This is a genomic window from Promineifilum sp. (SeqCode), from assembly GCF_041918635.1.
In the GTDB taxonomy this organism is placed as follows: Bacteria; Chloroflexota; Anaerolineae; order Promineifilales; family Promineifilaceae; genus Promineifilum.
Genome location: NZ_JAYRVJ010000051.1, coordinates 1 through 2,488, shown reverse-complemented (window position 1 = coordinate 2,488; position 2,488 = coordinate 1). Strand labels below are relative to the sequence as shown.

General features: G+C 69.5%; 3 protein-coding genes. All 3 read left to right on the top strand.

Translation table 11 applies throughout. The features are described from left to right. A partial coding sequence (locus tag ACE3UY_RS01730) for a V4R domain-containing protein (RefSeq protein WP_374685826.1) occupies positions 1–255 on the top strand: 255 nt, incomplete at its 5' end. Continuing rightward, entirely contained in the window at positions 252–1,046 is a 795-nt protein-coding gene (locus tag ACE3UY_RS01725) for a hypothetical protein (protein WP_374685825.1), read from the top strand. The genes ACE3UY_RS01730 and ACE3UY_RS01725, both read left to right, overlap by 4 nt. Before the next feature lie 81 nt (positions 1,047–1,127). After that, positions 1,128–2,488: hypothetical protein (locus tag ACE3UY_RS01720; RefSeq protein WP_374685824.1), on the top strand; the 1,361-nt coding region annotated here is incomplete at its 3' end.

The following is a 2,488-nucleotide window of genomic DNA, read 5'->3' as shown; positions in this document are numbered from 1 at the left end:
CTGATGACGCAGCACAGCGACCAGGGCTGCCGCGTCGTGGATCGGGGGACACACTTCGAGTACACCGTCGAGCGCTGCCCCCACTGCTGGGGCCAGACTGCCCGGCAGCCGCTCTGCCACGTGACGGTGGGGCTGCTACACGAGGCGCTCAGCGCCTTCGGCCGGGGACAAGAGTTCCGCGTGGCCCAGACCAGTTGCCGGGCCGTGGGGGCGGCGGCCTGCGTCTTCCGCGTCGAGAAAGAGCCTATCGCATGATTCGCGCCCGCCTCCGCGCCCTGCGTCCCGAGCTGCTGATCGCGCTGGGCTACCTCATCCTGCCGCTGCTGCTCTACGCCGGGGTCACGCTGGGGCCGCGCACCATGGCGCCGGCCGACAACCTGTACCAGTGGGCCCCGTGGCGCGACCACGCCGCCGCGTTCGGCGTCGAGCAGCCCCACAACGCCCTCATCGGCGACCTGGTCATCCAGAACTACGCCTGGAAGCGCTTCACGCTGGAGAGCCTGCGCGGCGGCGAGATACCGCTGTGGAACCCCTACCTGTTCGGCGGCGCGCCCTTCCTGGCTAACGGCCAGCACTCGGCCCTCTACCCGTTCAGCGTGCTGTTCCTCGTCCTGCCGCTGGCTAAGGCGTACGGCTGGTTCACGCTCAGCCAGGTGTGGCTGGCCGGGCTGAGTATGTACGCTTTCGGGCGCATCCTGGGCATGCGGCGGGGGGGCGCGGCGCTGGCCGGCTTCGCCTACCAGGGGGCGCAATTCCTGATCATCAGCGCCGCCGTCTTCCCAATGATTGTCGCCGCCGTCGCGTGGCTGCCGCTGCTGCTGGGCTGCATCGAGCGGGTGATCGCCCTCAGCGCCGGGCCGGCGGCCGGGCGCGGGCGGGCGCTGCCCTGGGCGGCGGTTGGGGCAGTGACCCTCGGCGCGCAAGTCCTCGCCGGCCACGCCGAGTTCACCTATTACACGCTGCTCATCATGGGCCTCTACGCGGCGTGGCGGCTCTTGAGTGAGTTGCGCGTGGCGAGTGACGAGCGACGAGTGAAAGGAGAATAGGCTCACGCAAAGGACGCTAAGAGCGCCAAGAACGCAAAGAAGAGTCCTCTTTCTTTGCGCTCTTGGCATCCTTTGCGCGCTTTGCGTGAGCCTCTTCCCCTCTCCTTCCTCGTCCGCGCCTCGGGCTGGCTGATCGCGCTGGTGGTCGTCGGGCTGCTCATCGCCGCCGTGCAGCTCGTGCCGCTCTACGAGGTGGGGCAGGTCAACTTCCGCGCCGGCTCGGCCAGCTACGAGGAGGTGCGCGGCTGGGCCTTCCCGTGGCGCAACGCGGTCACGCTGCTGCTGCCCAACTTTTACGGCAGCCCGGCTCACCACAGCTACCGCGACGTCTTCACCGGCCAGGTGACGCCCCTGACGCTCAACGCCGCCGGCCAGCCTAACCCGCACGGCCCGGGCACGAGCAGTTGGGGCATCAAGAACTACGTCGAGGGCGCGGCCTACATGGGGCTGCTGCCGCTGCTGCTGGCGGCGCTGGGGGCTCTGGCCCTGCTGCGCTGGCGGACGCTGGCCGCGGCCCGGCGGGCGCACACGCTGTTCTTCGTCGGGCTGGCGCTCTTCTCCGTGGCCTTCATCTTCGGCACGCCACTCTACGCCCTGCTCTACTATGGCCTGCCGTTCATTGACCAGTTGCACACCCCCTTCCGCTGGGTCTTCCCGCTGGCGCTGGCCGTGGCGGCGCTGGCCGGCTTCGGTGTGGATGAGGTGCTGGCGGGGTGGGAAGAGGCTCACGCAAAGGGCGCCAGGGACGCTAAGAGAAATAATCTTTCTTTGCGTCCTTTGTTTCCTTTGCGTTCTTTGCGTGAGCCTCTTCCCCAGTCAGTAATACTCGGCTGGCTGGCCGTCATCGGCGGGGTGCTCGTGGCTGTGGCGCTACTGGGGTCGCGGCTGGCCTACGGCTGGGCGCGGCCGTGGGTGGAGCGGCTGTTCCACGGGCTGGCCCAGGCGGGCGACGCCTTCCCCACGGCCGAGGCGTTCTACAGCTACCAGTTCTGGTGGGCGCTGCTGTTCGCCGGGCTGCTGGTCGCGTCGGGGGGCGTGCTGCTGCTGGCGACGCGGCGGCGCGGCTGGTTCGTGGCCGCCTGCGCCCTGATCGTCGTTGACCTCTACGCGGCCAGCGTTGGCTTCAACGCCGCCGTCGACCCGGCGCTGCTCGACTTCACGCCGGCGGCCGTCGAGTGGCTGCAAGCGCAGCCGGGCGAGTGGCGGCTGACCACCTACGACCCGACGGGCGCGAAGCCGCTGAACGCCAACACCCCCTGGCTGCACAGTCTGGCCGACGTGCGCGGCTACGACTCCATCATCCCCCGCCAGTACACTGAGTTCATGGCCGCCATCGAAGCCCAGAACGGGCTGGCCTTCAACCGCATCCAGCCCATCGGCAGCCCGGCGGCGCTCGATTCGCCGCTGTTGGCCGTCCTGGGGGCGCGCTACGTGCCGACCGT